7 protein-coding genes are annotated in these 6,269 nt (G+C 64.5%); 4 read left to right on the top strand and 3 right to left on the bottom strand.

Going from position 1 to position 6,269, the window contains the following annotated elements; genetic code table 11:
* Window position 1: 1 nt before the first annotated feature.
* From ABWU19_RS06585 to ABWU19_RS06595, 3 genes are read right to left on the bottom strand one after another with little or no spacing between them, the layout of a single operon-like run.
* Complete coding sequence (locus ABWU19_RS06585) at window positions 2–1,612, bottom strand: helix-hairpin-helix domain-containing protein (protein ID WP_435900922.1); 1,611 nt, start codon at window positions 1,610–1,612, stop codon at window positions 2–4.
* A 4-nt stretch (window positions 1,613–1,616) separates the two neighbouring features.
* Window positions 1,617–2,408, bottom strand: a complete 792-nt coding sequence (locus ABWU19_RS06590; RefSeq protein ID WP_435900923.1) for a histidinol-phosphatase — start codon at window positions 2,406–2,408, stop codon at window positions 1,617–1,619.
* Between the two features lie 19 nt (window positions 2,409–2,427).
* Complete coding sequence (locus ABWU19_RS06595) at window positions 2,428–3,012, bottom strand: hypothetical protein (RefSeq protein WP_435900924.1); 585 nt, start codon at window positions 3,010–3,012, stop codon at window positions 2,428–2,430.
* Between the two features lie 125 nt (window positions 3,013–3,137).
* On the opposite strand from ABWU19_RS06595, the gene ABWU19_RS06600 reads away from it, so the two are divergent.
* From ABWU19_RS06600 to ABWU19_RS06615, 4 genes are all read left to right on the top strand, one after another.
* A complete protein-coding gene (locus ABWU19_RS06600) occupies window positions 3,138–4,055 on the top strand; it encodes an ABC transporter ATP-binding protein (RefSeq protein ID WP_435900925.1) in 918 nt (305 codons plus the stop codon).
* A gap of 123 nt (window positions 4,056–4,178) precedes the next feature.
* Complete coding sequence (locus ABWU19_RS06605; protein ID WP_027876165.1) at window positions 4,179–4,949, top strand: ABC transporter permease; 771 nt, start codon at window positions 4,179–4,181, stop codon at window positions 4,947–4,949.
* Window positions 4,950–5,127: 178 nt separating this feature from the next.
* Window positions 5,128–5,610 (top strand): cyclic pyranopterin monophosphate synthase MoaC, encoded by a 483-nt coding sequence (moaC, locus tag ABWU19_RS06610; RefSeq protein ID WP_435900926.1) that lies wholly within the window; start codon window positions 5,128–5,130, stop codon window positions 5,608–5,610.
* A 2-nt stretch (window positions 5,611–5,612) separates the two neighbouring features.
* Window positions 5,613–6,200, top strand: coding sequence for a DNA-3-methyladenine glycosylase family protein (locus tag ABWU19_RS06615; protein WP_435900927.1), 588 nt, complete (start codon window positions 5,613–5,615; stop codon window positions 6,198–6,200).
* Window positions 6,201–6,269 lie beyond the last annotated feature (69 nt).

The raw sequence follows: 6,269 nt of genomic DNA on the forward strand, positions 1-6,269 counted from the left end.
GCTAGGCCATCTTCTTGAGCCCAAGCAGCCGTTCGGCGGGCCAGGTGTTGATGATCCGGTCGGGGTGCAGGCCGGCCTTATGGGCAAACAGCAGGCCATACTGAACGTCGGCGAGGCCCTCGAGGCTATGCGCGTCGGGGCCCAGCGAGAAGTTGAGGCGGTCGCGCCAGGCCAGCATCAGCCGCCAGTCCAGGTCGAGGCGGTAGGGGCTGCAATTGAACTCCACCACCTTCTGGTTTTGCTGCGCCCGTTCCAACACCGCCTCCCAGTCGGCCTCGGCCCCCTTGCGCCGCAGCAAGAGGCGACCGCTGGGGTGGCCCAGGATGCTCAGGTAGGGGTTGTCCAGGGCACGCAAGAGGCGCTGGGTTTGTTCTGACCTGCCCAGGTTCAGCCCTGCGTGCAGGCTGCCCACCACCACCTCGAACTGGGCCAGAAGCTCGTCGGGATAGTCCAGCGAACCATCGGGCAGAATGTCGGACTCGATGCCGCGCAGGATGCGAAAGGGGGCCAGCTCGGCGTTGAGCGCCTCCACTTCGGCCCACTGGCGCAGCACATCCTGCGGGCGCAGGCCCCCGGCATAGGCTGCCGTTTGGGAGTGGTCGCAGATAACCATGTACTCGAAGCCCTGGGCCAGGGCGGCCTCGGCCATCTGGCGCAGGGTTGCGCTGCCGTCGGAGTAGGTCGAGTGCACGTGTATCAGGCCCCGTAGCTGTGGCGGTTGCAGCGTGGCCTGGGGCGCGGGCAGACCGATGTGTTCCTTCTCCCGCCAGTAAGCGGGCACAAAGGGCAGTTTGAGTGCTTCGAACACCTGTTCTTCGCTGGCAAGCGAGGTGGGGACAGGCCCGAGGGCCTCGAGCCACTCCCGCGAACCGGTGGCCTGCACCAGCACCGAACCAAAAGATGCGGCAGGGGTGCAGAAAACCCGCAAAGGCAGGCCCTCGAGCCGCCCCAGCAGCACCTCGCCCTGCGCTTCCTCCACAAAGCGGCCCAGCGCCGCACGCACCTGCGCGGGGGTGCCCGCCACCACCAGATCCACATTGCCCACGGTTTCCAGGCCGCGCCGCACACTGCCGGCCAGTTCGGCCTTGAGGCCTGCATGTTCCAGATCGGCCAGCAGGAGCCGGGCTACCTCGAGTCCTACTGGCAGCATCACCCGGCGCATGTTGCTCAAGGCGTAGCGGGCCGCTTCCAGGAGGCTGGCCTCGCTTTTGGCACCGAAGCCGGGCAGGGTGCGAATTTTGCCCTGCTCGGCAAAAATTACCAGCTCTTCCAGGCTCCCCACCCCGTTGTCCCATAGCGCCCGAATGCGCTTGGGGCCTAGGCCCTGTACCCGGAAGAGCTCGAGCACCCCCGGCGGTATGCGGCCCTCGAGCTCGGCCAGGTAGGGAAACTCCTCGGTCTGGACGATTTCGGTCAACATCGGGGCCAGCGCCGGCCCTATCCCCGGCACGCCCTTAAAGCCCCGCGCGGCCAGCTCGGCCAGGTCGGTTTCCTGTTGCTCCAGATTGCGGGCTGCGTTGCGGTAGGCCTTGGCCCGAAACTCGCCCTCGCCCAGCACTTCCATCAGGTCGGCGGCGTACTCGAGCATCCCCGCCAGGTCTTTCCGGTTCATAACCTTAGCCTAAAGCATAGGCCACAGGCTTTCCGGCTTTGAACACCACCGCCTGGGTATAGCCCGCGGCACGCAAAATTTCGACCGCGTCGGCAAAACGGTGGGCCACATCCTCGGGCCGGTGGGCGTCGGAGCCGAGCACCACCGGGATGTTCAGGGCCCGGGCCCGGGCCAATAGCTCTGGGCTGGGGTAAATCTCGGCGGCTTTTTTGCGCCAGCCGGCGGTGTTGACGTCCAGGGCCAGCCCCTCGCCCGCGATAACCTCCAGGGCCTCCTCGGCCAGGTCGGCATAGCCCTGGGGGGGGCGGTAGCCCATCACCTTGGGCAGATCCAGGTGGCCGATGGCGTGAAACAAACCGGTGTGGGCGGCCTGGGCTACCAGCTTGAAGTAGGCCCGGTAGACTTCGCGCAGGTCGCGCTCTTCGAACTCGACCACATAGCGCGGGTTATCGAAGGGCCAGGCCCCGATGTAGTGCACCGAGCCGATGACGTAATCGTAGTCGTACTGGGCCAAAAGCCTTTGCACGAAATACTCTGTACCGGGGTGAAAGTCGGCCTCGAGGCCAATCCCCACATAAAAATCACCGGCCTCGGCCCGCACCCGCTCCAGCATGGCGTGGTAGAAGGGCAGCTCCCCCAGCTCCATACGCACCTCGGGGTCGAACCAGGCCGGCATGGGGCTATGGTCGGTCATGACGATGCCCAGAAGGCCAGCTTTCTGGGCAGCCTGGACGTACTCGGCAGGCGTACCCACCGCGTGCTTGCAAAGGGGCGTGTGCAGGTGGCTGTCGTACATGGTTCGCTCCTGCGGCCCCTCACAGCACCCGTACTATTTTGCCCTGACTGACCCAGACTTGGGCCTGGCGCCCCAATACCTGGCCGGCCTGAACCGACAGCGCCTCATCGGGGGAGAGCGCATCGCCCACCACCTGCACCAGGCTGGCTACCTCCGGTGGGGCCAGTTCGGGTTCGCGCAAAAGCACCGCATCCACCTGCCAGCGGCTGGCCCACAGCCGCTTGAGCGCCCAGAGGGTTTCCTGTTTGCCGGCCTCGAGGCCAAAAGGGGACTCGCCCGCGTAGCGCACCAGCACCAGGCCTTCTGGCAAAGCGGCCCTGATTTCGTCGGCGCGCTCGGGCAGCAGGTACGACTCGCGCAGCAGTTTTTCGGCAAAGGCGCAGGCCTGTTCCAGTTTTTCCTCGTCCAGCCGGGCGCCAAACACCCCCGCAAAGGCCCGCCGGATCTGCTCGGCCAGGTTGGCCAGCTGGTAAAACTCGGCCTCCACCCCTACCAGCACCAGGGTGGGTGTTACAGCCAGGCCCGCCGCAAAAAGCTTTTGCAGGTCGGCTACCTCGCCCATCTCGGCGGCCAGCGGTGGGGCTTGCTCGAGCAAAAAAATCACGCCTTACAGTCTACTCCCAGTAACCCCGCAGCGCTTACCAGCACACCAACAGGCCGGTTTTTACCACAGACCAGCCCGCCTGCGGTAAACATATCCTTGCACCTTGCGTACGTATAATCACTCCCATGAGTGGAACTGTGGCAACCAGCACCCCTGGGGCTGCCCTCGAGGCCCAGCAACTGGGTAAAAAGTACGGGCGCAAACCTGTGCTGGAGAACATTACCTTTGCCGTGCAGCCGGGCGAGGTCTACGCCCTGGCCGGGCCCAACGGCTCTGGCAAGACCACCCTGATCCGCCTGCTCACGGGCCTGGCCTTCCCCACCTCGGGGGCGGTGTGGATGCTGGGGCAGGACATTTACAACGGGGGCTACCTAGCCCGGCGGGCGCTGGGGGCGGTGGTGGAGGCTCCGGCGGCCTTCTATCCCCACATGACCGGGCGGCAAAACCTCGAGATGGTGGCCTTCCTGACCGGCATGGCCAACGCCGAGGCCCGCATCCGCGAGGTGCTGGCGCGGCTCGAGCTGCTGGCCGTAGCCGACCAACCGGTGCGTACCTACTCGCTGGGCCAGCGCCAGCGCCTGGGGCTGGCCTCGGCCATTCTGCACGAGCCGCAAATCCTCATTCTGGATGAACCCACCAGTGGCCTCGACCCCCAGGGCATCAGCAAGGTGCACGAGATTCTGTCCGAACTGGCCTGGAAGGGGGTGGCGGTGCTCCTGTCCACCCACCACCTGCGCGAGGTCTCGGCCTACGCCGACCGGGTGGGCATTCTGGGCGGTGGGCGGCTGCTGGAGGAGGTCAGGCTGGGCACCAAGGGCGAAACCTACCGCCTGCGGGTAGACGACCCGCCCAGAGCGGCAGCTTTCCTCAAAACTGTGCCCGGGGTGCAAAACGTGAGCCTGCGCGACGTGAACGTAATTTTCGAGGGCTCGCCCAACGTGGCGTTGGCGGCGCTGGTGCGTGAGAACTACCAGGTGCAGTTTTTGGAGCCCGACTACTTCGACCTCTACGACTATTACCGGGAAAGGGTGAAAAATGCCTAGCCAGAGATTAGGGGCCTGGGCCATTGGCCCGGAAAAAAGACAGATGCAAGGCCCCCTACCCCTCCCGCCTACCCATCCACACCCTTCGAAGTTTTACCGTTGCCCTGCTGGAAGGAGCCAAGCATGCTGCGGGTATTGATCTGGGAATTTGGCAAGTTGGTGCGGCTGCGCTCGGTGCAGATTGGGCTGCTGGCGGCACTGGTGCTGCCCATTTTGTGGGCCTTTGCGCCGGGGCTGCGGGCGCAGTATGGCCTCGAGCTAGTTTCGGGCTGGCAGGTGCCGGCACTTTCGCTCCTGACCGGCATGGACTTCCTGTTCCCCTTCCTGACCGCCATGGCTGCCGCCGAGGTGCTGGGCTCGGAGGTCTCGATGGGCACCCTCAAGTCGGTTTTGCTGCGCCCCAGCCCCCGCAGCCGCCTGCTGGGGGCCAAAATCTTCGTGGTGCTGGCTTATCCCTTCATTTTGCTTACCACCAGCCTGGTCGGCTCGTTGCTGGCAGGCCTGCCCTTTGGCCTGGGGAGTTTTACCGGAGGCACCGGCCTGGGCCCGGGCAGCTTTGCCGGTGTGGGCCAGCTCACCCCCGCGGGGGCGCTGATGGAGCTATTGCAGGCCCATGCCCTGGCGGGCGTGGTGCTCTGGCCCCTTTCGGCTCTGGCCATGCTGTATGCGGTGGTTTTCCTGAGCACCACCTCGGCGGCCCTGGCAGCGGTCTCGACCCTGCTGTTGATGCGCCTGCTGGTGGCCTTTCCCGCCATCCAACCCTTCCTGCTGACCAGCTACCTCGACCTCTATATCCGCCCGGATACAGTGGGGTTGGGCTTGCCCCTGCTCATCATCTACACCGTGGGCTTTGCGGTGCTGGCCCTGCTGATTTTTGAGCGAAAAGACATCTGAATATGAACCCCGCCTGAATCGTTCCGTTAGGGATGGGTAGAGTACCATCATTTCTCAGGCTGTTGCTGCCCGCGCTTCAGGCGGGTGCCCCAGAAAAAGAACAAATCAAGGGTATTTCGCATAACCCCACCCCGACCAGAGTCTGGCGTCCAGCGGGCTTTGGCTTTAGGCTTTTGCTATGGGTAAACTCACGCATTTTGAAGACGGCAAGCCGCGCATGGTGGACGTAAGTGAAAAGACTGCCACCCTGCGCTCTGCTACCGCTGAGGCCACCGTGCGGCTCACCCCGGAAGCAGTGGGGGCACTGCGGGAAGGCGGGGTAGGGAAGGGCGACCCCCTAAGCGTGGCCCAGCTTGCCGGTATCATGGCCGCCAAAAAAACCGGAGAGCTGATTCCCCTGTGCCACCCGCTACCCATCACCAGCGCGAAGGTGGAACTTCGTTTTGTGCCCGAAGAAGCCAGGGTATACATCAGCGCGACCGTCAAAACCAAGGCCGAGACCGGGGTGGAGATGGAGGCCCTCACGGCCTGCGCCATCGCCGCTCTCACGGTCTACGACATGCTCAAAGCAGCCAGCAAGGGCCTGGAAATTACCGACCTGCGCCTCTTGCATAAGTCCGGGGGTAAGTCGGGGGAGTGGAAGCGGGAGGGCGGCACCTGAGTATGGCCCGCTCGAGGTCGTCCAGGCTTGGGGTGGTGTTTTCGGATCCCACCATGCAAAGGCTGGCCGAGCAACACGGCCCCGCACCTTTTGCGCCCCACCCCTTCCCGCTGCGCCCGCCGTATGTGGTGCTCTTGAGCTCGATTGTGGGGCAGCAGCTTTCGGGCAAGGCCGCCGATACTATCTGGCGTCGCCTGACGGGCCGCTTTGCGCTCGAGCCCGAGGTGCTCTACCAGGCCCCCACCGAAGACCTGCGCGCGGTGGGGCTATCTTATGCCAAGGCCCGCTACGTGCAGGACCTGTCGCGCTTTGCCCTGGAAGGCGGCCTCCAGGGCATTGAAAGCCTGCCCGACGAGGCGCTGATAGGCCACCTGACCCAGGTCAAGGGCATTGGGGTCTGGACGGTGCAGATGTTTTTGATGTTTGGTTTGGGTCGCCCCGACGTATGGCCCGTGCTGGATCTGGGCATCCGCAAAGGGGCCCAGAAGCTATATGGCCTCAGCCAGCGACAGGAGCTAGAAGCCCTGGGAGAGCGCTTCCGGCCCTACCGCTCCCATGCGGCCTGGTATCTGTGGCGGGTGCTGGAGTAATACCAAATCTATGTAGATAATAACTCATGCCAAGCAAAGCCATAGCCCTACACGCCCACCTGATCCTGG

The organism is Meiothermus cerbereus (assembly GCF_051297115.1).
In the GTDB taxonomy this organism is placed as follows: Bacteria; Deinococcota; Deinococci; order Deinococcales; family Thermaceae; genus Meiothermus; species Meiothermus cerbereus_A.

Excerpts from the sequence above, each read along its gene's own strand:
- ABWU19_RS06585 (WP_435900922.1), bottom strand. The coding sequence starts at position 1,612 with ATGAACCGGAAAGACCTGGCGGGGATGCTCGAGTACGCCGCCGACCTG.
- ABWU19_RS06590 (WP_435900923.1), bottom strand. The coding sequence starts at position 2,408 with ATGTACGACAGCCACCTGCACACGCCCCTTTGCAAGCACGCGGTGGGT.
- ABWU19_RS06600 (WP_435900925.1), top strand. The coding sequence starts at position 3,138 with ATGAGTGGAACTGTGGCAACCAGCACCCCTGGGGCTGCCCTCGAGGCC.
- ABWU19_RS06605 (WP_027876165.1), top strand. The coding sequence starts at position 4,179 with ATGCTGCGGGTATTGATCTGGGAATTTGGCAAGTTGGTGCGGCTGCGC.
- moaC (WP_435900926.1), top strand. The coding sequence starts at position 5,128 with ATGGGTAAACTCACGCATTTTGAAGACGGCAAGCCGCGCATGGTGGAC.
- ABWU19_RS06615 (WP_435900927.1), top strand. The coding sequence starts at position 5,613 with ATGGCCCGCTCGAGGTCGTCCAGGCTTGGGGTGGTGTTTTCGGATCCC.